Genomic DNA, 21048 nt, shown 5'->3' with positions numbered 1-21048 from the left:
ATATCGAGCGCCTGAAAAGGCGCCTTTTTTGTATATGAATGAAGCTGGCGATTTGTACTTTATTTTACTGATTTTAGTTGTTTTTTTGTCGTGCGGCTTGCAACGCGGGCCTTATCGTTATAACCTAGATAGAGAGAGCATACTGTGTACATATTAACACTCACTCAGAAAATTGCGGGGGCATGCGCATGTTGGATTATTTCGCGGACCTGACTTGGAAAGAGTCCATTAAAGATATTATCGACATCCTGATCGTAACCTATATTATGTATCAGCTTATTTTACTTGTTCGCGGAACGCGTGCAGTTCAATTGCTAAAAGGAATTTTGTTCCTGGTCGTCATTTGGGCATTTAGCACGTGGTTTGATCTGTATACGCTCAAGTGGCTGATGAACCAGATGTTCACCTTTGGTGTGGTAGCTATTTTCATTATTTTTCAGCCTGAATTGCGTCGTGCTCTGGAACAACTGGGGCGAGGCAAGCTGTTTGGGCGTTCTTCTGCGGATGATGAGGAGATAAACAAGTTAATCGGGGAAATGATTAAGGCGCTGAACTATTTATCACGTAGAAAAATTGGGGCCTTGGTCGTATTTGAACGCGAAACGGGGCTAAACGAATACACGGAGTCCGGTATCAAGACACAGGCAGTGGTCAGTTCCGAATTGCTGATCAATATATTTATTCCAAATACGCCTCTGCATGATGGTGCGGTCATTATTCAAAATAAGCAGATTGCTTCTGCGGCCTGTTACTTACCACTGTCGGAAAATCCATTTATCAGCAAGGAGCTGGGAACTCGTCACCGGGCAGCGATTGGGGTGAGTGAGGTAACGGATGCCGTAACTGTGGTGGTATCAGAGGAGACAGGGCAAGTTTCTTTGGCTATCAATGGACAGGTCGTGCGCGATATTAAGGAAGAATCCTTGATATCCAAGCTGTATGAGGAGTTGCGGCCGACACCGTCTTTGAAGGAAAAACGCGGCTCATTCTGGAATCGGAGGGGAGGCCGTGGAAATTCATGATGGACAAATGGATTAACAACAATACGATTTCTAAAATATTGGCACTCGCGGTTGCCGTCCTGCTGTGGGGAATGGTTCATTTGGATACTGGGACGCCTTCGTCTACGCTGACCGTTTCTTATAATAATAAAGTGATTGATAATGTAGGCATTCAGGCCAGTGGTCTGGATGAGTCAAAATATGTATTGTCTACAATGGATACTGACCATGTGAAAATGGAGGTTAGAGGACAGCGTTCCGTGCTGACTTCTTTTTTCGCAGATAATTACCAGGCTCAATTGGATTTGAATGGGTTAGGAGCAGGGACTAAAACCTTACCGCTTGTAGCGGATCTGCCGAATGGCGTGGAATTGGTGTCTATGACTCCTAATCGTGTTACGGTCACGATTGAGGAAAAGGAAACGAAATCATTTAATGTTTCTATTGTTTCTAAGGGGAAACCGGATACCGGCTTGCAGCTTGGAGAGCCTGTGGTTACCCCTCAAACGGTGAAGGTCACCTTGCCTAAAAGCCAGTTGAGTACAGTGGCTGCGGTGCAGGGGGCTGTTGATACGGAGGGAATCTCGGAGAAGTTTGAGCAGAAGCGGGTGAAGCTGAAGGCTTACAACAAAAAGGGACAGGAACTTACAGGAGCGGTCATTGAGCCTTCCACAGTGTCTGTTGAAATCCCGGTGACCCAGCAAACGAAGTCCGTGCCTGTGAAAATTGTCTATTCCGGGGAGCTGCCGAACGGTTTGGCGCTTTCCAAAGTAAATGTAAATGTAAAAGAAGCGGCCGTTTACGCTTCGCAGGATGTTTTGAATAGCCTTAGCTCCTATGTTACGGCTACACTCGATCTGAGCCAATTAACGGAAGCAGGGACCCACACAGTTCAAGCTAATTTGGCAGCGCCCGCCGGTTCTGATAAAATCGAGCCTGGCTCGATACAAATTCAGGTGACAGTTATGCCATCTAATCAGGTGACCGATGCGGAGCGGACATTGGCAGGCATTCCGATTGTTGTGCAGGGGGCAGCAGACGGGACGACTGCGACTATTACAAAGCCTGCGGATAAGACGATGGATGTTACCGTGAAGGGGCCGCAGGATATGATAAGCAATTTAACCAACGATGATATTAGTTTGGTCGCAGACGTAAGTGGTCTGGGAGCAGGTCAGCATGGGGTTGCTTTGAAGGTAGGCCTGCCCAAATACATTACGCAATCCGGAAACGCCAGCCAGCTAACGGCAACGGTGAACATTGAGAGCCCTTCAACGCCGGCTGTAATGAATCCGGGCAGCGGGAATGAATCAACCCTTTCCGGCAGCGGGAATAAGGGGCAGGAGAGGCAACAGGAGGGCCAGAGCGGTCAAAGCGGCTCCTCTGATACAAACCCCGGGAACAATGCGGCTGCGGAGGATAAAACGAATCCTCATAACGGCGCAGATTTTTCTGCAAATGGAACCCCGGAGAGCGGTCAGCCATAACATGATTTATCTGTAGTAAATATTTAAGGTTCATTAGACAAAAAAGGGAGTCATTATACATGGGGAAATATTTTGGTACAGATGGTGTACGAGGCATTGCTAATCAGGAACTTACAGCAGAACTGGCATATAGCATTGGCCGCTGCGGCGGATATGTTTTAGCAGGGAATGTAGAAAAACCGACAGTTGTTATTGGTATGGATACACGGGTGTCCGGTCTGATGCTGGAATCGGCGCTTGTAGCCGGTTTGCTGTCTATCGGGGCTAATGTGGTTCGCCTGGGTATCGTTTCAACGCCGGGAGTCGCTTATCTTACACGTCAATTGAAAGCGGACGCTGGTGTAATGATCTCGGCTTCCCACAATCCGGTGGAAGACAACGGCATTAAGTTTTTTGGCGGCGACGGGTTTAAATTGACAGATGAAACGGAACTGAAAATCGAAGAGCTGATGGATGCAAAAGAGGATCAATTGCCTCGTCCAATTGGCGGCGGATTAGGTACGGTTATTGTAGACGAGCATTCTCGCTACGATTATCTGGAGTTTTTGAAAACAACGATTAGCCATTCTTTTGAAGGGCTCAAAATCGTACTGGATTGTGCGAACGGAGCGGCTTATGAGCTGGCACCGAAGCTTTTTGCGGAATTGGGAGCCGAAGTTCACACCATCGGTGCGGAGCCAAACGGGCTGAATATTAACGATCATTGCGGTTCAACCCACCCTGAGAAGCTGAAAGAGGAAGTACGCCGCTTGAAAGCTGACATTGGTCTGGCCTTTGACGGCGATGCAGACCGTCTGATCGCGATTGATGAGAATGGGGAAGAGGTAGACGGCGACTATATCCTTTGTATCTGTGGGGATGCGCTGAACCGTGCTGGAAAGCTCAAGGACAGCACTATTGTATCTACTGTGATGAGTAATATCGGTTTTTACAAAGCAACGGAAAAGCTGGCGCTCAAGACTGCAAAAACTGCGGTTGGTGACCGGTATGTGATGGAAGAAATGCGCCGGGGCGGCTTTAATCTGGGCGGTGAGCAGTCTGGTCACGTTATTTTCCTCGATTACAACACGACGGGCGACGGCATGTTGACCGGAATTCAACTGGTGGATACCCTGAAAGCATCCGGTAAAAAGATGAGTGAGCTGAAATCGCTCATGAAGCAGTATCCGCAAGTGCTGGTTAATGTGCGTGTACAGGACAAACGCAATTACGAGGGCAATCCTGCTATTGCAGAAGCGATTGAGCAAGTGGAACAGCAATTGGGTGATAATGGACGCGTATTGGTTCGTGCTTCTGGTACAGAATCGCTTATTCGTGTTATGGCTGAAGGACCGGATAAGGATGAGCTGGAGCAATTTGTAGGACAGATCGTAGATGTTGTAAAAAAAGAATTGGTTTAAAATTTTGTAAAATGTCGGTTGCCTGTTGAAGGTAAGCAGGCGACCGCGTTTGCAGATATTATTTTTAATTGAGTACTTACCAGAACTTGCAAATATGAATAAAGTGTCATTGCTAAATGTTGCTGAGCTGAATATAATATAGGGATGCTGTAACTCAAATAGAGAAAACGAGGGTTGTAGGGTAACGTAATACAAGCGCCAGAGCTTGATTTTGCGCGGGGGAACTTGTTGGTGAAGCAAATCATTCAGTTAGGATGATGTTGCTTGCAGATGGGTTCACGGCAAAGCGAGCTGACGAGGTGAGGGTGTTCGAAACATTCGGCGGGGACCTTCCGGTGAAGCATCGAGCCGTAAATCGGCAGCGGAAAATAAGCAGGCAACTGTTTACACAACGCACCGGTAGATGCTCTTATTTTATAACCTAAATTATAAGATTCATCTCATGAATGTGCGGCCATCATCATTGGCGTGCGCGGTTTGGGAATTTCGTTACATTCGTGAAGAGATGCCTGTAATTTCTATAGTTATCATTGACAACTTCATAGATGAATGAACTTTATTTCGCAATCTACCGCACACGTTAGTCTGTGATGACTCGTCCTGTGAAATGATGATCGGGAGGATAACGAATATGTGTGGCATTGTAGGATATATTGGTGATCAGAATACGCAAGAGGTATTGATTGACGGGTTAAAAAAGCTGGAGTACCGCGGTTATGACTCTGCCGGTATTGCCGTGTTTACAGATTCAGGACTGAAAGTAGCCAAGGCTAAAGGTCGTCTGGCGAATCTGGAAGCGAAGCTGGATGGTGCGCCGCTGGTAGGCCATGCAGGTATCGGGCATACACGTTGGGCAACACATGGTAAGCCTTCAGATGAAAACTCCCATCCGCATTTGGATGAGAGCCAAAAGTTCTCCGTGGTTCATAACGGAATTATCGAGAACTATCTGGAACTGAAAGAACAGCTGATCAGCGAAGGTCATACCTTTATTTCCGAAACGGACACGGAAGTTATTTCCCACTTGATTGCGCGTGAATATAAAGGGGATATCGTCAAAGCGGTACAAAAAGCAATTACCTTTATGCGCGGTGCCTTTGCACTGGGTGTGCTGACAGAGCACGAGCCTAATAAGCTGGTAGCTGTTCGTCAAGCTAGCCCGCTGGTTATCGGTGTGGGAGAAGGCGAGAACTTTATCGGTTCCGACATTCCGGCTATTCTTAAATATACACGCAATGTATTTATTTTGAACGATGGCGAAATGGCCGTTTTGACCAGTGATGCCGTCGAATTAATGACAATGGAAGGCCAACTTATTTCTCGGGAAATGATTCATGTCGAATGGGATGCTGTAACAGCGGAAAAAGGCGGCTATGAGCATTTCATGTTGAAAGAAATTCACGAACAGCCTAAGGCTTACCGTGACACAATGTTGGGTCGAATCGACAAAGAAGCTAAAAAAGTTGTCCTTCCTGAGTTGAAGCTGACAGAAGAACAAATTAAAAATATTCGCAATATTCAAATCGTTGCTTGCGGTACAGCCTACAATGCTGGTTTGATTGGTCGTACGGTTATTGAAAGCCTGACTCGTATTCCGGTGGAAAACGACGTGGCTTCCGAGTATCGCTATCGTTCGCCAATCGTAACACCAGAGACATTGGTAATCGTAGTGAGTCAATCCGGTGAAACTGCTGATACGTTGGCAGCACTGCGTGAAGCACAAGCGAACGGCGCTCATGTACTGGCGATTACAAACGTAGTTGGCAGCTCCATTGCCCGCGATGCAGATGATGTGTTGGCTACACTGGCAGGACCTGAAATTGCCGTAGCCTCCACCAAGGCATATTCTTCGCAGTTGATTGCGTTTTACCTGTTTGGTCTGTATCTGGCTCAAGTACGTGGTACACAAACGGATGAGCAAGTAGCTCATGTGTTGGCTGCTATGGAATCACTGCCAGAGAAAGTAGAAGAAGTGCTGGGCAAAGCAGACGCGATTAAAGCATATGCTGAGCAAATTGCCAGCCACAAGCACCTGTTCTTTATTGGCCGCAGTCAGGACTATGCTGTAGTACAGGAAGGTTCCCTGAAGCTCAAGGAAATCTCCTACATTCATTCCGAGGCTTATGCGGCAGGTGAACTGAAGCACGGTACGTTGGCATTGATCGAAGACGGTATTCCGGTTATCGCTTTGGTAACACAGGAATCCGTGTTGGAGAAGACCGTGAGCAATATCAAGGAAGTGAAGGCACGTGGTGCAGATGTTCTTGCGATTACGTATGAAGAGCACGCTGTTGAACTACTGAAATCCGTGGATCAGGTATTTGCAATTCCAAAGACACTTCCGATCTTGTCTGCTGCGATTTCGGTTGTATCTCTCCAGTTGTTGGCTTACTATACTTCCCTCGCCTTGGGTCATGATGTGGATAAACCACGTAACCTGGCGAAAAGTGTAACGGTTGAGTAAGGGCAGTATATTGATACAAATGGTTGTTCAGTTACATTAAAGTTGGTACCTTTACGTTATAGTTAGTACTTTGACATTATAGTTGGTGTCTTAACATTATAGTTGGTTCCTGATGTTTTAAAACCGGTTGTCCTAGTTTAGGATGACCGGTTTTTTAGGTACTTGAATTTACCTGTATTAAGCTCCCGTAGACTTTATTTATTTTCTGTCTACAGACAATAAAATTGTGTGCTAAATATTAATAACACCTCTTATTGGTAAATATTTGAAAAGGATCGATGATACTTTGAAGTGCACCCCTTAGAATAGACATTGGAATAACCCCCTGGTTTATCCGATGAAATCTAGGGATACATTTGTTATGCCGGCGAAAAAGGGAACAAAATTTAACAAGTATACATTTGAAACCAAAGTAGAGGCCATACAGCTCCATATCGAAGAAGGTTGGACGTATCGTAGACTCATGAAGAAGTTCGGGATCGCAAATCGACATCGATTAAAAGATGGATGCGCAAATACAAGCAACTCGGTGAATTTGGGCTCATGGACCAGCGAAGACGGCGTAAGGAGTATGTCGATCAGGATAGGTATGTGCAGGAGCTGAAACGGGAAAACGACACGCTAAAAAGATTTTGGAAAATCTGGATACAGGAGATGAAGCACGCAAATATGTAACCACTGATAAAGCTGCGAAAGACTATCCTATTAGCAAACTTTGTACGCTTTTCAAAGTTTAGATGTCCAAAGAAAATAAAGTATTAGACTGAAAAATAAAGTGTTAGACTTGGAAAATAAAGTTGTAGACTGAGAAAATAAAGAATTAGACTGGCGGGTGCTTCATTACGCTAACGGGCAGGATAGTTCTACCGAAAGTAGTCGCCGGAATGGAGACGCTGGTTTACCTCCATAATTCTCGGACAGCAGAGATCGATCACATATCCCTTGATGATGTCTTGGAATACGCAGCCGGGGCCGTGGTAAGGAAAACGCTGAAGATTGCCGAGCGCGAAGAGCCGAAGAAGCCTGCCGATTCGCCAGACGTCGTAGACTATGTAACGCATCGGTCGGCAGCGGGAGAAGACAGGTGAGATAGCAGATAAACCCCAAGGCTATGTAAGTCGGGGGTATATGCTTATCATCTTATACGAGTTCAGGTTGGTTTCAGAAACGCTACGGGGCTTTTCCGATCATTAGTTCCGGAAATAAATCAAAGATATACCGCCTCTGTACGCTATAGCTGCGCGCTATAATGGAACTAGAGGTGTTTTTAATGTTTATTGAACCGATGTTGCTTGAAAAACGAGAAACCCCGTTCGACGATGGCCGCTACGTCTTTGAACCGAAAACATCAGGTATTCAATAATTGTCGGCTTTCATTTTTCTCTCTAAATAGACCACTTCCGTATTACTGTCCAAATTCGGACCGCAATGTAGCATCATGAAGATTCAGCCCATTTTAAGAAAAATTCCTTTTGCTTTTCCCGGAATTCATCAAGTTCACGCAGAGATACTTTCATTTGTGACAGACGAGAAGCTGCCAACTTGGCATATTCCGGGGTACCCGCCCAGTTCGATTGCTTAGCAGTCCACATGGCACAGAACTGCTAGGCAGTGAGCGCATCAATTTCAGCTGTAAGCCCGTTTGTCGTGCCAACAAGCATTAGAAAACGATTGAGTTCTAGGTCTTCCTTGGCTTCTATGTTTGCAACCACAGACGGATGCCATTTTCTTGCAAATGTTTCCTCCCCAACATGCGTATCAAAACGCACGGTAATTCTTGTACCAGATGGTACGGAAAGCTGATACTTGCCCTCTTCATTAGTGTAAGTCTTGGACACTTCATTATGCTCATCTTGATATACACACACTTTGATCATATGAATTGGTGTCCGCTCATATCCGTGTACCTGCCCATAAATTGAAATTTCTTTGGACATAAGAACCTCCCTAAAACTAGTCCCTTCAAGGGACTAGTTGCCGCGGCTATCATTGCTGTCGCCTTCGTCAGTTTTAATTTAAAGTTCGTTCCAAACGATAAGATTTCATTCAAACTGTTCAATAAGATTACCTTTTTTTCAATATCTACTTACTTCTCAGAATTAGCAATTGAATCAATCCACAATATATTATGGGATGTATGAGACAAAAAGGTCCCATTCATTTTCGAGCAACTGGAATAGCTTAGCTTCATTGTGAATTCTATTGCCCCTGCCGTAGCTGAGGCACCACGACAATTTTCTGCGACAATTCTATGCTGTCTTCCACAAGAGTACCACCAACTTGCTCCTTAATAGTTAGTTTGACTATTACGATGCCGCCATCAATAAAGAATGTATTCGGCTCAATCTTAACAAACCCAACTTTTCCATGAAGATTCCGGAACTTTCTCTCTCTATTTTCACCAAGGTCGCCCAATTCGATGACGGGGGTTTCGATAATTGCAGCACCTATAAGGGCTTCATTCGTTACACCGGTGAAACCCCTAAATTCTTGTGGTCCATCAGTCCAGATTTTAAAACCAGCAAAAGACAATCCCAAGCCTTCGTATGTGAAACCTTCTCCGCCAAACAAAATTTTCACTTGCATATATCCGTCTCCTTAAACCAAGTGGAACAGAAGCCCACTCCCATTCGCAGGATCAGTTATGTTGCCAGGAATGATGCCTTTTCCAGAAATCAGATCCATTAAGAATATTTACTCCCGTACCATAATTCATACCATATTCAAAATGTATACTTTCCAATTACTCTATGGTTTAGAGCCAACATTTTGGCAGTTTTATACGCTTAGCATTAGCGGACACGCATTCGTCCCGTTCCTGACGGCCTTTACGGACGTAACAAGCCGATCTCCGACTGACTGATGACCGCTAATGATGTTTAGTGGTCATGATTTCGAGTAGTTAAAAACCGCGCCGCAAAGCAAAAACCATCCTTAACGTATATTTCCGTTAAAATGTTGGCTGAATCCCTCTATACAATGACTTTTAAAGGACTATGCAATTTTTGGATCTATGCGCAATGAATATGATCCCTAATACTGTGAAAAATAATCTTGTTCGTTTTTAAAAAAATTAAGGAGGATTACAAACATGATCGAAAATCAATATAAAGGGATTGTAGAAAACGGAGAGTTTCACATTAGACAGAGAGAACCAATTGAGTGTAATACAGTTAGATTAACAAGAATATCCATGCAAGCCGCTCAAACTCCCGAAAGTGCTCAAATTGACCTCTCTAGTTATGAAGGACAAACCATTATGGTTAGAGGGGAAGAAAATGGTTGTTGGATATATTCCGCTGAACTTATTAAATGAGTTGTATTATAACAGAACAGTCATAAAAATTCATGTGGCTCGTGTGGTGGATTTCCACTAAATTCAGTTAGGCAAAAGATTGCATCTTTCTTAACGATCAGGAAGGGCTAACAAGCTGGCGACGATGAATCCACTGTAAGCAATATTTCGGACTTAATTAAGTGATGATTCAGGTGCTGCAAATTCTAGAGAAAATTTTCAGGGTGCAGAACAAATGCAAAGCATTGGCGTGTGATGGTGATCAATTGATTTATGGGAACTAGCGAATCCTCTCAGACTGCAGTTGAATACCGGGCAGGAAAGATTCCTGTTTGAGCAGAACAAATGCGGGCGGACGCTACAGTTGGCCATCGGCATTATAGACCGGTTCCCAGAGCTGCTTGAAAATTCGGGAATATGTAGGACAAGCGTTGTACATTTGTCCGGACTGCGACAGATTTGAACCGAGAAACAGGGGGTACGGTGGTACTTGGCGCTGGAAACGCGGGCGTAGGGAATGACATATTGACGCTTTATGGTGGACGGATCGGGTATATTACAACTGGAAAACACTCGCCTCTCGTGCCCTCGCTTGGGCTACGTCCACATCCACCGTACGAAGCAGTAACATTTAGTTACCTTTCAAGAAACAGAATCTAAAAAGAGCAACTTAAGATCCGGTATGAAGTCAACTAATCCTGAGCTGCTCTTAGTATACAGGGGAGTAGATAAACATGAACTGGGAAAGCGTAAGGCAGCAAATGATTAGTATTGCAAAGCAGGAATTCGAAGTAACGTGGAATAGAGGAACCAAAAAGGAAAATGATATGCAAGTGCGGATACGTGAATATTGGGAACAAGGAGTTTATAAAGGTGTAACTGTTCCAGACTATATAACAATTCCAGGGAGCGCTTGGAGTTCTGCCTTTATCTCGTGGATTATCACACAGGCCGGCGGAGGCGACCGTTTTGGCAAAGTCCATGACGAACAAAATTATCGGGATGAATTCGGTAATCCGGCCGCACATTGGCGCTATACTGCGCCCGCCAAGATTAATCGACAAATGAGTAGTGCCATTAATCCCTTTTGGGCTTTCGCTATTGATGAGGTGAGACCGCAAGAAGGTGATATTGTAGTAAAGAGTAGAAATGGAAGTGGTGCGACCTGGAACGATTTTTTTTCTAAAGAGACGCACGGAGACATTGTCGTTGGTGTAAGTTCTATTGACATAACAGTCATCGGTGGAAACGTATCAGATACTGTTAATCAAAAAACTTTCCCGCTCAATGACAATAGATTTGTATATTCAACGGATGGAGCAAACTCTCATTTTGCAATTGTCCGGATCAATATATAGCGGATCTGTGGAGAGCAAACATCAACCCTATCTTCAGTGACATCGGATACTCTGGGCGTGATAATTTGAAAATTTTATTCTTACCACTGGACCATTCAGGCCATTTTGTACATACTTTATGCTTCGTGTGGTTCCCGATTCATGTCGAGATGAACTCCTGCATAAGGGCCAGTGCGGTTGTCGTGCCTCCCTGCAGCCGACGAAGCTTCTGCCATTCGTTATGGAAAAAGCGATTATATGAGGGGGAAGCAAAAAAGACAATGAAAAAAGTTATACAGATTGTCCCGCAATTGGACTCGCCAGTTCACGCCCTCTTTCAGTTTGGTGGAGTGATGGGCGAGCGCCTGGAGGCCAATCAGCGCAACTGGCTGATGGTCGCGCCCATCGCCAATCCGTCGATGGTAGAAATGTTTCGGGATCGTGATAAACCAGGTGGTGATCCGAGCTGTCGCCTTCTATGGTGGTCGGGAGAGTTCGCTGGCAAATACTTGACCTCTGGCGTAATGGGATTCCGCATTTCACGCGACCCCCATCTACGCGAAACCCTTCAGAGCTTCGTCGATGAGCTGAATCGTTATCAAGCCCCTGACGGTTATCTGGGCCTTTTGAGCATTCAGCGTGCCCAGCTAAGCACGCATCTTCTAGCCGGTGAAAGTCCGGTCGCAGGAGGGGCAAAGCCCCTGCGTAGCTAGGATACTTGCGTATGGCGAAATCTGTACGTAAAAGCGTATCGACGGAAGTACCTGTCAGAGACAGGGCAAGCGACAATCCAGGCCGCAACATCAAGTGAATCCTGCCGCGTCGTTAAAAAGGTCTCGCAAGAGGAAAGAGAGGAAGCCAAGTCCCGTGAAGTTGGACGAAGGCCAAGGAAGCTATTTGGAACTTGGAACGGTAGCGAAGAATCCTCCGGTGTAAAGGAAGCGGCATGGACTGAAAGAGGATGCAGTGAACTGGGAGACCCTCCCCCACACGGATTTTTTTTTAGAAACCCGTAAAGAGACGCTCTATAAGTCCAGAAGACAAAATGAACCGTCTGTGGGAAGGGAGTCCGAGGGGCCCATAGTACCGAAGAACCTAGGGACAACATAACCTTGGGGAGGGAAGGAGCACTGCTTTGTTTATGCTATTGGAGGAGGTACGAGTGAGTGAATGCCAAACGGCTAACAACACCAAAGGAAAAAGTTCAAGAACTCCAAGAAAAGCTAGGTCATGCGGCCAAGGAAAACAACAAGCGTAAATTCCATGCCCTGTATGACAAAGTCTACCGTGGAGATGTGCTCTGCGAAGCATGGAGACGAGTGAAAGGGAATAAGGGAGCGGCAGGTGTAGATGCCGTGACGCTCGCAGATATTGAGGAACAAGGAGAAATGAGCTTCCTCAAGGACTGCGAACGAGCGTTGAAGGAAGGCAACTACCATCCGCAGCCTGTACGGCGGCACTATATACCGAAGAAAGATGGGAAGCAAAGACCGCTGGGCATCCCTACCGTGCGCGACCGAGTCATACAGATGGCAGTGAAGCTGGTGATTGAACCTATCTTTGAAGCGGATTTTAAGGAGGTATCCTTCGGGTTTCGCCCGAAACGGAGTGCGAAAGGAGCGCTGGAACGAATTCGGAAAGCCTGCAACCGCAAAGGGAATTGGGTGGTCGACGTCGATATCCAAGGTTACTTCGACAATATTAATCAAGAGAAGCTCATGAAATTGGTGCAGATGCGCATCAACGACAGGCGGATACTCAAATTAATACGGAAGTGGCTTCAAGCGGGAGTGATGGAAGAAGGAACGATCAGGCGCTCGGATCTAGGCACGCCGCAAGGTGGAGTCATTTCACTGCTTCTGGCGAACATCTATCTGAACTACTTTGACCGACTGTGGGAGAAACACGGAAGTGGAGTCCATTTTCTACGTTGTCTCTTCTTCGCTAATCTCTTTTGGCTATAGTCCGTGTAGTAGTACTTTCTCCATCCTTGAATCTTTGGATTGAGTCACTTGACATGCTCCACGAACGGTTTACGACGCATGCTCGGAGGGGCTAACCTTTCTTTAACTACCTTTCGTATACGTTCCTCTGCTTTCTTGGTTAGCCACTGCTGTGTGGTATAGTACACTTTTCCTTGCGACGTTTCTGCTTTTGTTTTCCGGTGATGCATTCCTAAGAAGTCGAATCCCTCATCTCCTGTCCACAGGCCTACAATACGAGTCTTGGTTGGGTGTAGGGTTAGTTCCAGACGTTCCATGATCCTGCATATGAGCTCATACGCATGCTCGGCGTCCTTTTTGGTTTTGCAGACCACTACAAAATCGTCTGCATACCTCGTCAACCCTCTGGATGGGTTCAGTATCTGAGGTGAAGTATATCGCCAGTCAACATGGACTAAAAACGCTGTTGTAATCTGCATGCCCATGAATGACAAACATCGGAAAGCCGTATGAGGGAAAACCTCACGTACGGTTTGATGAGGAGAGGCTGGGTTTTGCCCAGTCTTTTACTCTAGAAACGGATGACTAGCAGGGAGTGTAGGAATCAACCGCTATGGGATCTGTGGGGGCAGTACCACTGCATGCTCGGACTTTATCTCTGGCATCGTGAAACCGGCGACGCCATAGCAATGCAAGCTTGCCTTCGCGCCGCGAACTTCTTCTATCGATTTTTTATCGACGACGGCAATCCGGTTGACGCGGCCGGCGCTCCGGCGATGAACCAAGCGTGCGCCCATATCTTTGCGTTTCTTTACCAGGAAACTGGCGAGCCTCGCTATCTCCAGATGGTTCAGGCAGTCGAGCGAGCCTGGGTTACGAGTGGTGGGAATTACGTGGGAGGATTTCAACAGGGAGAATCATTCTTCCAAGGTCGCCAACCGCGCTGGGAAAGCCTCCACGCCGTGCAGGCCGTAGAAACGTTAACAGATAACAAGGATAGTGTTTCTAGGTCCGGCTTCACCTGTTTTGGGAGCGGTGATGGTACGACAGCTTTCGGGTATGATTCCCCCCGAGCGCTTGCGTAGATCGCCGGATATTTGGCCCAATGACTACATCCGTCACAGAGACTTTCTTGGGGAGCTCACCCCAATCGAAACAGATTTAGATAAAAGGGATGCATCATTTATCTTGGAAGGGAATTGGCAATTTGAGGCGAAAGGGAGACTTCGTTCCGTCAACTTTCTAACTCATTTCTTACGACATCAAGACTTTCACATCATGCTTCACGAAGACAATCCGGCGAAACTCCACTCTGCGGCGTTTCCCAAATCTGGGCGCTCACTGTTCCTTCATCCGTGCCCCCTGCCTTTAACCACTTCCGTACCAGCTTCAAGATGCAACTGTCGCTGATTCGCATTTCTACCAGCTTCATGAGTTTTTCTTGGTTGATGTTATCGAAATAGCCTTGGATGTCGGCGTCGATCACCCAATTGCCTTTGCGGTTGATGCTTTCCGAATGCGTTCAAGCGCTTACTTCGTGCTCCGCTTTGGGCGAAATCCATACGAGAATTCCTAGAAATACGCTTCAAAGATCGGTTCTATAACCAGTTTCGTCGCCATCTGTATAACACGGTCTCGGACTGTAGGAATACCTAAAGTTCTTTGTTTACCATTGCCTCCTTTATGAGTCGGTGGCATTCGTGCAGGAAGATATATTCTCCCAGCTGTTCAATATCTGCCAACGTACGGTTTTTGGATTAAATTTTATGTTTAACGGGCAGTAATATACTGTGTTATCGCTGAATAAAAAAAGCAAAATTCCTATCTAAGAGGATGCCCACGAAACCGGCGCAGTACCACACGACTTAATTACCGTAAGCAAAAGACCACCGTGAGAGAGGTGCAGCATAATGACGCTCGAACTAGGCGACCATGTTTGGTACTGGAATGGCAACATCTCACTTGACCAGAACATCCCGAGGGCCCTTTGGTTCCCGGATTCGAATCCCCACGATCCAAACGATTACCAGGACCACGGGAAGGATATCTACAATTACGTGGTCTACGCCGATGAAATCGCGCGTGGGCGCCCGCACATGCGGAACTACGAAGGCAGCTTCGCGTGGCTTAACAACAACCCCGGGAACATCACAGGCCGATCCGGCGGGCCCGACTTCGGGCAGTATCCCGGCAAGTTCAACTGGCACAACTTCTTGATCTTCCCGACGTGGAGCGATGGATTCAACGCGATCGCCTTGCTGCTGCGCAGCCCGGCTTACGTGGACCTGTCAATCTTGGACGGATTCAAGAAATACGCCCCCGCGTCAGACGGAAATGACCCGGTCGAATACGCCAAAGCGGTGATTGCGGCTTTGACGCACGAGGGCGTTACGGTGAATACTCGGATCGGCGACCTGACCGACGACCAGATGTTGGTCATGCAAAACAAGATCCAAGAAGTCGAGGGCGTCATTCCCGGCGATAGTCTCGCGTGGGACTCGGAGGACATACCAACAGAGATCGCGAGCCAATTGCCGTAGATCGATGCACTCGGCCGAGCAGGTTGCCGCGGGAGACCATAGTTCTGGAGGCTATACCAGCCGACACGTCCGTGAGAAGCGTGTAGAAGCCGCCCATCATGTCGTTCGGGGCGCGCATGAAAATTTGCGCGCCGTACACCCGGGCCGTTGTCCTGTGCCGGGTTGTGCGGTTGGAACTTAGTGATGTGGGCGTCGAATGCCGCGTATAACTGGATGCCCTCGTCGGCTCCGATATCCATGCCGTACTGGATATACCAATTCGGCCCCTGGTGCCCTCCCAGAATCTAAAAAGAGGGCGTTTTGGCAAAGTTCATAACGAACAAAATTATCGGGATGAATTCGGTCCGGCCGCACATTGGCGCTATACTGCGCCCGCCAAGATTAAACGACAAATGAGTAGTGCCATTAATCCCTTTTGGGCTTTCGCTATTGATGAGGTGAGACCGCAAGAAGGTGATATTGTAGTAAAGAATAGAAATGGAAGCAATGCAACCCAATGATTTTTTTCTAAAGAGACACACGGAGACATTGTCGTTGGTTTGAGTTCTACTGACATAACAGTCATGTGCAAATATTAAAACAAAATATTACCAGCTATAATCTGGAATAAAGGTCTTAATACCGAGAACGAAGTCAATTTCATAATTCAGTTTGCTGAATAGCAAGACTCGGCCAAAATCTAAGGTCATTTTTTAAAAAATTAGGCCACTTGCTGGGAGTTGCGCAACCGCTGGTTTAACTTGTCTAGCGCAAACTTGCTGAGATTGTAAGCTAGTGTACTGAGCTGGAAATCAACACTTGCCCGGACGCCGCGGTGACGCGTACGTTTCATGCCGAAATACTCTTTAAGATATGCAAAAACTCGCTCCACCGCCGTACGCTTTTTGTACAGTTCTGTAAAGCTCTCGCTACATCTTGCGGAATAGGTGTGCTTGCGTAAATCCGTTTGTATGCGGATTTTAAACACCTTTTGGCAGCCGGAACCGGAAAGTGGACAGTCTTTGCACTGGATCGGCTGGGTATACTTCAGCGTTTCGTACTTGGCATCAAAACTGTCGTAGCGATAGGTATGTGCCCCTGTGAGCATACGGGATTGTAGTCCGAGTTCATTCCCTTGGGCGGCTCTTTGTGGTGAATCATTGGAATCGTAGGATAGGCGTCTAACGAATGAATCAACTGGTAGATGGCCGCACAGTCGTACCCTTTCTCTCCCAATATATGCTTTACGTTTAACATAGGAAACTTCAGGAGCAGGCCTTTGAGAAGGATAACCGCCATGCGCTGGTCATTCAAATTCGCCGAACTCCATAAGCCACTAAGAATATACTGACAGTCTGCATCGACTAGCAGATTTGCCTTGAAACCGAAACCAAGCCATAATGAAACCACTAATGCCGTTATGGGAATGATTGGAATCAAGCCAGTCCGTCCTGATACGAGCTTCATGGAGGAGTTGTTTATTCGATGGTTTTGACAAGAGATGATGCGGATCTCAACGAAGATGTTGGGGAAGTATTTACTAAATATAATATAACTTTATTACAAGCATTAGCTGAACAGATGAAGCTGAAAGATCCTCCTCATAAGGCTCCTCCTCAAATATGGGATGATGGAGCACCTATGAGGGAAGACGGGAAATTTAGGGATGCTACTAAAGAAGAAGTAATGTACTACTTGGATCCTAAAAACCACATGGATGGCGACTCCAAATTTCAGTTTTTAGATCTATCAGCATCTGGAGGAATAAGTGAGGAAGCCATGAAATCCTATCTAATGGATAAAGGTATATTAGCAGGAAAAGAGAAGATTTACTTAGATGCTGCTGAACAACACAATATTAGTGAAGTTTATTTAGCTGCACATTCGGCTTTGGAGACAGGAAACGGCACAAGTATATTAGCAAAAGGAATTCTATATAACGGAAAAAGAGTTTATAACATGTATGGTATTGGCGCGTTTGATTCTGGTCCCAATACTGGAGGCAAAAAAATGGCTTATGAAATGGAATGGTTTACTCCTGAAAAAGCAATAGAAGGTGGGGCTGAGTGGATTTCAAAAAAATATATCCATAACTTCCAAAACAAACAAAATACTCTCTATAAAATGAGATGGAGTCCGGACAAACCAGGACATCATCAATATGCTACGGATGTTAGGTGGGCAATGACTCAAACTAAAAAAATAAAATTTAGTAACTTTCAAAATGCAAAATGGAAATTTGACATACCTGTATATGCGAGTATGTAAATAGTTTGTGCAACCCTCCTAAACCTCTTAAAATGGAAGTTGACGAAAGGTTGGGAGGATAAAAGGAATTGTTTGCTAAAACTGTTTAGGAAATCCCGAAGCCGAGATGTATACTCATATGGGCAGGGAGAAGCATGATGTGAAGGCAGAAGTTCGGCGGCCCGAATTCCTATCAAAATAACAAAAAAGTCACGTTTTTTTCAGAATACAAAAGAAGAATGTCTTCGAAATGAGTCTTGATCTTTCGGAGACATTCTTTTTTCATTTTATCGGTGAAGTGTGAAAATCAGTCGTTTCCATGTCATCGCGACCGAATCGTTTCATGATCGTATTATTTCGACGCCGATCTAGGCAAACATGCTGATATGGATGTGCAGGAAGATGTACGGGGTCGCTTCTTTAACCGAATATCATTCACCATGTGTGACTTAAACGGCACAAGTGTTCAGGCGGATAATGCATGAACTTCCGTATAAACTTTTTTTCAGCAATATTATTTTTTCCAAATTGGTCAGTCACCACGACTTCAAATAAGGCCTGGTGTATATTTCAAAAAAATCATTTAATTTTAGAGTAAAAATCCTTTCAAGAACTCATAATAATAAAAAACTGGAAATTATCATGGTTGCGATTCAAAGAAAATGTTGTCATAGCCGGCTTACTTCCAAGAGTTTCGCAATTGATACGATATGGTTATAATCTTTTCAAGGAGTGAGAGAATGTATGCCTTTCCCATTAAAACGCGAAGATATGACCGTTCCTATCTACCCGAAATATGCGAGTGGGGACACAACCCTGTTCGAGGAACCTAAAGACGCAGCCCGTAAGTATTTTCTGCCGCGCTACAGGGTGGCCACCGAACGAACAACTTCGGGGCAAGAGCATTACCGCATGATACTTGAAGAGCATCCTCCAGGTTGGTCTTTGATGCTCTACCTTGTTAAGTACCCGGCGAAGGAGATTGAGCTTGCCGCCCGCGAAGCGAAGGAATTGCCGCACCAGGTGACGGTGATCTTGCGCTACGACTCGGAAGGAGCGCAGAAAGAGTTGGTCTTCGGGGACATTACCGCCGAAGATGGTGGCTTACAGATTACGATTCAGCTCAACAGTCTGGCCGAGCGTGACGAATTGTTTGCCGCTCTGACGCAGTCTGAGTCCAATGCGGTCCTGATCGTGAAGCGCACAGCCCGCGTCGCCTACGAAAAGAGTTATCCAATTTACGGAACGTATGAAGATGGCTGTGAAGAGGTCAGCATAACATTCGATGACTTGATCAGCCCCTTCTACTTCCCGGCTGATCTGCACAGTTACATATATAACGGGATCGTTGAGGGTAGTAGCAATAGGTTTGTAATGGATGAAAAATACTCTCTCGCTTTAGCTGTGAAACTAAAGAAGATCTACGATATGGAAGATCGGTTTTTAACGTTCCCGTTAGGTCTTTCGTATTCCTATCGCTCACTGGATTTCATGAACGAAGAGAGCGATCTGACAGCGCTGGAGCGACAGCACTATAAGGCCGATTTCGCACGGATGATGAATCAGATTCCTACGGATGGAGTACCGGTCTTTTCCCCTTCGGATGTGTACTTATGGAATGAACTAAAGGATATATTGATCAATGCTGAATTTGCCGCCAGCACATTGTCGCCCGAAGAGCAGCAGCAGTTGGCGGAGGCCATAAACTTCCTGACCGACGAGAAGATTGAGTCGGACGGTACGAAGACGACTATGCCTTCGGATGAGGCAAAGGTATATATCACGTATAAAATAGCTTTCGAGGAAGCCAATGAAGCATATCTGGTCGAGAAGTTGACTGTTGAAAATGCCGCGGGAGAGGAAGGGCGAAGGCTGAGGAACATTTGGGAATCCGTGCGTGAGGCAGAGCTGCGAAATATTAAAGATCAAGCGATGCAGAATTGGATTAACTTGGGTTACAAAAATGAGGTTGAGGCTCATCAGATGACCCGAAACATTCTAGAGGTCAAAAAATCCCCTGTCTTGTACAGGCAAAACTACCTCAGTGACATCGATCTCGCTGAAGTTGCAGATGTGGAAGCCCACGGTATCCCATTCTGCCTCACGTTCTTTAACCCCCGCGACGCTTTCGACCAGAGCCAACCATGGATTAAAGTTCCTTTGATTAAAGAGGAGATCGACAGCCTGATTGAACAAGCCCCTCATGAGTTAAGGGGGGGGGTCAACGCTGATCAAGGCAACGATGATATTGTTGAGTTGTGTTTGGAATATAAATACGTCGGGGTAAATCGTCCCTGGTTTAGGCCTGACTTTTTTCATAGCCGGGATTGGAAAATGCCCGATAATACCGTTGTTTCTGACGGCGGTATCCCCCGTAAGGGGCGGATACCGGCGTATATCACTGGCATGCTTGTAGCAAGGAACATTACAGTAACTACAAGAAAAAGGATCGATGATCCGGCGTATTTGGGGACGATTACAACGACATACAACTTCGATGGTGTCACCGTACTGGCTTTTGTCTGTAGGCGCGTACCTAAATCGCCGGACCCGATTATAGGGTGAACTTAGTGTTTATTTGGTAATGTGTTCACCATTTAGATTTACGGTTTCTATGTTGCGCTTTGTTACCTGGTCGATGTATGAGGCCATTACTTCAACCTCATTCTTATAGCCGGTCGCAACCCAATTGCTACGTGCAGAATTCAGTGCTTGCATACGATTTTTTTTCATTTGACTCCACTTGATGCTGTCTGCTGGCGACTTTGCATTAAGTAAGGAAATTTCGGCTTCAAAGTATTCTTCGGATCGTTCAAGATATTCTCGCTGTTTTTCCTTGTAAGCAACCATCAAAGGTCCAGGTTCGATGACTTCTTCCTTCTCACCAGTAACCAGATTTTCTTTTTCTTTCTTTACGAACAGCAAGTTACGAAATTTCTCGACCTTTGCTTTCTCCTCGTCAGTCAACTGCAGAGGTTTATCCAATGGTGTTTCGTGAATATTGGCACTACTATTGTGCTTTGTCTTTGTTACCTGGTCGATATATGAGGCCATTACTTCAACCTCATTCTTATAGCCGCCCACGACCCAATCGAAATGCGCAGAATTCAGTGCTTCCCTACGATTTCTTTCCATATGACGCCACTTGATGATGTCTGCTGGCGACTTTGCATTAAGTAAGGAAATTTCGGCTTCCAGGTATTCTTCGGAGCTCTCAAGATATTCCTGCTGTTTTTCCTTATAAGCAACCATCATAAGTTCAGGTTCGATGACTTCTTCCTTCTCACCAGTAACCAGATTTTCTTTTTCTTTCTTTACGAACAGCAAGTTACGAAATTTCTCGACCTTTGCTTTC

General features: G+C 45.8%; 21 protein-coding genes and 1 pseudogene. 15 read left to right on the top strand and 7 right to left on the bottom strand.

Annotation, left to right across the window (positions count from 1 at the left end; translation table 11 throughout):
• The first annotated feature begins 188 nt into the window (after positions 1–188).
• The 6 genes from cdaA (at position 189) to ACWGOO_RS21685 (ending at position 7440) form a co-directional block, all read left to right on the top strand.
• On the top strand, positions 189–1022 hold the full coding sequence (cdaA, locus tag ACWGOO_RS21710) for a diadenylate cyclase CdaA (protein ID WP_452486775.1): 834 nt from the start codon (positions 189–191) through the stop codon (positions 1020–1022).
• Positions 1019–2488 carry a CdaR family protein gene (locus tag ACWGOO_RS21705; RefSeq protein ID WP_452486773.1) on the top strand — a complete coding sequence of 490 codons (1470 nt, stop codon included), beginning with the start codon at positions 1019–1021 and terminating at the stop codon, positions 2486–2488. Before cdaA ends, ACWGOO_RS21705 begins: the two co-directional genes overlap by 4 nt.
• A 59-nt stretch (positions 2489–2547) precedes the next feature.
• Positions 2548–3888, top strand: coding sequence for a phosphoglucosamine mutase (glmM, locus tag ACWGOO_RS21700; protein ID WP_452486771.1), 1341 nt, complete (start codon positions 2548–2550; stop codon positions 3886–3888).
• 631 nt (positions 3889–4519) lie between these two features.
• The gene (gene glmS, locus ACWGOO_RS21695; protein WP_452486769.1) at positions 4520–6352 is read left to right on the top strand and encodes a glutamine--fructose-6-phosphate transaminase (isomerizing); all 1833 of its coding nucleotides are present in this window, start codon (positions 4520–4522) and stop codon (positions 6350–6352) included.
• Positions 6353–6895: 543 nt separating this feature from the next.
• A complete protein-coding gene (locus ACWGOO_RS21690; RefSeq protein WP_452486767.1) occupies positions 6896–7027 on the top strand; it encodes a hypothetical protein in 132 nt (43 codons plus the stop codon).
• Between the two features lie 278 nt (positions 7028–7305).
• Positions 7306–7440, top strand: coding sequence for a hypothetical protein (locus ACWGOO_RS21685; RefSeq protein WP_452486765.1), 135 nt, complete (start codon positions 7306–7308; stop codon positions 7438–7440).
• 348 nt (positions 7441–7788) lie between these two features.
• Here the strand turns inward: ACWGOO_RS21685 and ACWGOO_RS21680 are convergent, their stop codons facing one another.
• The 3 genes from ACWGOO_RS21680 to ACWGOO_RS21670 form a co-directional block, all read right to left on the bottom strand.
• Positions 7789–7944 (bottom strand): hypothetical protein, encoded by a 156-nt coding sequence (locus ACWGOO_RS21680; protein ID WP_452486763.1) that lies wholly within the window; start codon positions 7942–7944, stop codon positions 7789–7791.
• A gap of 12 nt (positions 7945–7956) precedes the next feature.
• Positions 7957–8289, bottom strand: coding sequence for a hypothetical protein (locus ACWGOO_RS21675; protein WP_452486762.1), 333 nt, complete (start codon positions 8287–8289; stop codon positions 7957–7959).
• Positions 8290–8551: 262 nt separating this feature from the next.
• Positions 8552–8938, bottom strand: a complete 387-nt coding sequence (locus ACWGOO_RS21670; protein ID WP_452486760.1) for a hypothetical protein — start codon at positions 8936–8938, stop codon at positions 8552–8554.
• Positions 8939–9443: 505 nt separating this feature from the next.
• Between ACWGOO_RS21670 and ACWGOO_RS21665 the strand changes: the two genes are divergently transcribed.
• The 4 genes from ACWGOO_RS21665 (at position 9444) to ltrA (ending at position 12948) form a co-directional block, all read left to right on the top strand.
• Complete coding sequence (locus tag ACWGOO_RS21665; RefSeq protein ID WP_452486758.1) at positions 9444–9668, top strand: hypothetical protein; 225 nt, start codon at positions 9444–9446, stop codon at positions 9666–9668.
• A 713-nt stretch (positions 9669–10381) separates the two neighbouring features.
• Positions 10382–11005, top strand: coding sequence for a DUF2272 domain-containing protein (locus ACWGOO_RS21660; protein WP_452486756.1), 624 nt, complete (start codon positions 10382–10384; stop codon positions 11003–11005).
• Positions 11006–11187: 182 nt separating this feature from the next.
• Positions 11188–11697, top strand: a complete 510-nt coding sequence (locus tag ACWGOO_RS21655; RefSeq protein WP_452486754.1) for a hypothetical protein — start codon at positions 11188–11190, stop codon at positions 11695–11697.
• Between the two features lie 453 nt (positions 11698–12150).
• A complete protein-coding gene (gene ltrA / locus ACWGOO_RS21650; RefSeq protein ID WP_452486752.1) occupies positions 12151–12948 on the top strand; it encodes a group II intron reverse transcriptase/maturase in 798 nt (265 codons plus the stop codon).
• A 44-nt stretch (positions 12949–12992) separates the two neighbouring features.
• On the opposite strand, the gene ACWGOO_RS21645 is transcribed toward ltrA, so the two are convergent.
• On the bottom strand, positions 12993–13328 hold the full coding sequence (locus tag ACWGOO_RS21645) for a reverse transcriptase domain-containing protein (RefSeq protein WP_452486750.1): 336 nt from the start codon (positions 13326–13328) through the stop codon (positions 12993–12995).
• Positions 13329–13568: 240 nt separating this feature from the next.
• Here ACWGOO_RS21645 and ACWGOO_RS21640 point away from each other — a divergent pair, with 240 nt between their 5' ends.
• Together ACWGOO_RS21640 and ACWGOO_RS21635 are read left to right on the top strand one after the other, a co-directional pair.
• A complete protein-coding gene (locus ACWGOO_RS21640) occupies positions 13569–14012 on the top strand; it encodes a hypothetical protein (RefSeq protein ID WP_452486785.1) in 444 nt (147 codons plus the stop codon).
• Positions 13966–14163: pseudogene (locus ACWGOO_RS21635) on the top strand (hypothetical protein); the annotation flags it as partial. The gene ACWGOO_RS21640 and the pseudogene ACWGOO_RS21635, both read left to right, overlap by 47 nt.
• Positions 14164–14203: 40 nt before the next feature.
• On the opposite strand, the gene ACWGOO_RS21630 reads toward ACWGOO_RS21635, so the two are convergent.
• Entirely contained in the window at positions 14204–14413 is a 210-nt protein-coding gene (locus ACWGOO_RS21630; protein WP_452486783.1) for a hypothetical protein, read from the bottom strand.
• Positions 14414–14837: 424 nt separating this feature from the next.
• Between ACWGOO_RS21630 and ACWGOO_RS21625 the strand changes: the two genes are divergently transcribed.
• Positions 14838–15467 carry a hypothetical protein gene (locus tag ACWGOO_RS21625; protein WP_452486748.1) on the top strand — a complete coding sequence of 210 codons (630 nt, stop codon included), beginning with the start codon at positions 14838–14840 and terminating at the stop codon, positions 15465–15467.
• Between the two features lie 700 nt (positions 15468–16167).
• On the opposite strand, the gene ACWGOO_RS21620 is transcribed toward ACWGOO_RS21625, so the two are convergent.
• Positions 16168–16554, bottom strand: coding sequence for a transposase (locus ACWGOO_RS21620; protein WP_452486746.1), 387 nt, complete (start codon positions 16552–16554; stop codon positions 16168–16170).
• 377 nt (positions 16555–16931) lie between these two features.
• Here ACWGOO_RS21620 and ACWGOO_RS21615 point away from each other — a divergent pair, with 377 nt between their 5' ends.
• Together ACWGOO_RS21615 and ACWGOO_RS21610 are read left to right on the top strand one after the other, a co-directional pair.
• Complete coding sequence (locus ACWGOO_RS21615) at positions 16932–17714, top strand: N-acetylglucosaminidase (protein ID WP_452486744.1); 783 nt, start codon at positions 16932–16934, stop codon at positions 17712–17714.
• A 723-nt stretch (positions 17715–18437) separates the two neighbouring features.
• On the top strand, positions 18438–20258 hold the full coding sequence (locus ACWGOO_RS21610) for a hypothetical protein (RefSeq protein ID WP_452486742.1): 1821 nt from the start codon (positions 18438–18440) through the stop codon (positions 20256–20258).
• Between the two features lie 9 nt (positions 20259–20267).
• Here ACWGOO_RS21610 and ACWGOO_RS21605 read toward each other — a convergent pair.
• Positions 20268–21048, bottom strand: a 781-nt coding sequence (locus ACWGOO_RS21605; RefSeq protein ID WP_452486741.1) for a hypothetical protein, incomplete at its 5' end; no start/stop codon positions are given.

The sequence above is a fragment of the Paenibacillus sp. NPDC055715 genome (assembly GCF_053617595.1).
This window is presented reverse-complemented; position numbering and strand designations above follow the sequence as displayed.

Bases quoted from the DNA above. Each gene is read 5' to 3' on its own strand.
- glmS (WP_452486769.1), top strand. From the start codon at position 4,520: ATGTGTGGCATTGTAGGATATATTGGTGATCAGAATACGCAAGAGGTA.
- ACWGOO_RS21675 (WP_452486762.1), bottom strand. From the start codon at position 8,289: ATGTCCAAAGAAATTTCAATTTATGGGCAGGTACACGGATATGAGCGG.
- ACWGOO_RS21625 (WP_452486748.1), top strand. From the start codon at position 14,838: ATGACGCTCGAACTAGGCGACCATGTTTGGTACTGGAATGGCAACATC.
- ACWGOO_RS21620 (WP_452486746.1), bottom strand. From the start codon at position 16,554: ATGCTCACAGGGGCACATACCTATCGCTACGACAGTTTTGATGCCAAG.
- ACWGOO_RS21680 (WP_452486763.1), bottom strand. From the start codon at position 7,944: ATGTGGACTGCTAAGCAATCGAACTGGGCGGGTACCCCGGAATATGCC.
- ACWGOO_RS21610 (WP_452486742.1), top strand. From the start codon at position 18,438: ATGCCTTTCCCATTAAAACGCGAAGATATGACCGTTCCTATCTACCCG.
- ACWGOO_RS21690 (WP_452486767.1), top strand. From the start codon at position 6,896: ATGGACCAGCGAAGACGGCGTAAGGAGTATGTCGATCAGGATAGGTAT.
- ACWGOO_RS21640 (WP_452486785.1), top strand. From the start codon at position 13,569: ATGCTCGGACTTTATCTCTGGCATCGTGAAACCGGCGACGCCATAGCA.
- cdaA (WP_452486775.1), top strand. From the start codon at position 189: ATGTTGGATTATTTCGCGGACCTGACTTGGAAAGAGTCCATTAAAGAT.
- ACWGOO_RS21615 (WP_452486744.1), top strand. From the start codon at position 16,932: ATGGTTTTGACAAGAGATGATGCGGATCTCAACGAAGATGTTGGGGAA.
- ACWGOO_RS21660 (WP_452486756.1), top strand. From the start codon at position 10,382: ATGAACTGGGAAAGCGTAAGGCAGCAAATGATTAGTATTGCAAAGCAG.
- glmM (WP_452486771.1), top strand. From the start codon at position 2,548: ATGGGGAAATATTTTGGTACAGATGGTGTACGAGGCATTGCTAATCAG.
- ACWGOO_RS21705 (WP_452486773.1), top strand. From the start codon at position 1,019: ATGATGGACAAATGGATTAACAACAATACGATTTCTAAAATATTGGCA.
- ACWGOO_RS21665 (WP_452486758.1), top strand. From the start codon at position 9,444: ATGATCGAAAATCAATATAAAGGGATTGTAGAAAACGGAGAGTTTCAC.
- ACWGOO_RS21670 (WP_452486760.1), bottom strand. From the start codon at position 8,938: ATGCAAGTGAAAATTTTGTTTGGCGGAGAAGGTTTCACATACGAAGGC.